The organism is Paenibacillus sp. EPM92 (assembly GCF_016586185.1).
In the GTDB taxonomy this organism is placed as follows: Bacteria; Bacillota; Bacilli; order Paenibacillales; family NBRC-103111; genus Paenibacillus_G; species Paenibacillus_G validus.
In genome coordinates this window covers 1-727 of record NZ_BCPS01000136.1, presented here as the reverse complement: position 1 = coordinate 727, position 727 = coordinate 1, and the positions used below count along the sequence as shown (strand labels likewise).

The following is a 727-nucleotide window of genomic DNA, read 5'->3' as shown; positions in this document are numbered from 1 at the left end:
ACGAGAAAGGCAAGATGGTGGAGTCTTCCCCGGCTGTTCGTGGAATCAACCGTGTAAACCAGCTCATAAGATTTCTGCCCCGAATACAGCCATGAACCGGCATGCTCCCCGCTGTCGAGCACAATCTGCTCGCTTACTTTCATACCCAAATGATCCTGCAGGAACTTGCTCGTCGGCTCGACTTTCTGTGCCAGATAATTGATGTGATCCAGCTGGCGGACGCCTACCCCGTTGCCGGTATATTTTTGCGGCTGGTTCTTCAGGATGGGGCGTAAATGTTCAGGCGCTTTATACTTTTCCGTTTCAAAGTAAAGCTCCATAGCATGCCCGTCGGGATCGCGAAATTGGTAGGACTTCCCATGACCGAAGTCGCCTTCACTCCAACCGATGCCATAACCGCTTTTGTCGATGGCTGCCGCACGCCGTTCCAGCGCTTGCGGCGATGTCGTGCGTATCGCGGTATGTCCGATCCCCGGTTCCTTGGACTCGGTCAATTTCATACAATAAGACTCATAATTCCCGAATCCGCGAAGAAATACAGATTGCCCCTCACGTGCCACTTCCTGCATACCCAGAATATTCGTGAAAAAGGCAACGCTTTCATTTGGCTTCGGCGTCAGCAGTTCAACATGCCCCAGATGCGCAATATCTCTGACCTGTTCGTTAAAAGTATCCATTAGATTTCTCCTCCCAAAAATGAATGCAAGATTGTTTTACAATTATGTAT

Annotated in this window: 1 protein-coding gene; it reads right to left on the bottom strand. The window is 49.9% G+C overall.

The window, feature by feature from the left end; genetic code table 11:
• The coding region (locus JMF85_RS27830; RefSeq protein WP_201319401.1) for a VOC family protein at positions 1 to 677 on the bottom strand (677 nt) is incomplete at its 3' end.
• Positions 678 to 727 lie beyond the last annotated feature (50 nt).